A 231-nucleotide genomic window follows, 5' to 3' on the forward strand; every position below is an offset into this window, starting at 1 on the left:
GCGGCGGAATTCGGTATAGAGCACCTGCTCGGCATCGAGCTCGATACCGACGACGGTACGCCCGGCGGCGCGTTCACCGGGCGCAGCACGGGCGTGCCGAGCTTCCGCGAAGGAAAGATCGTGCGCACCACCGAGTGGCTGGCATCACTCGGCTACGCGCCGTCCGATTTCGAGCGCACCTACTTCTACAGCGATTCGATCAACGACGTGCCGCTGCTGGACTACGTCACG

At 64.9% G+C, this 231-nt stretch carries 1 protein-coding gene; it reads left to right on the forward strand.

Going from position 1 to position 231, the window contains the following annotated elements; genetic code table 11:
• On the forward strand, positions 1-231 hold a 231-nt coding region (locus ACZ3GY_RS24880; RefSeq protein ID WP_465912505.1), incomplete at both ends, for an HAD family hydrolase.

It is taken from the genome of Pseudomonas sp. PME37.24/006 (assembly GCF_055556635.1).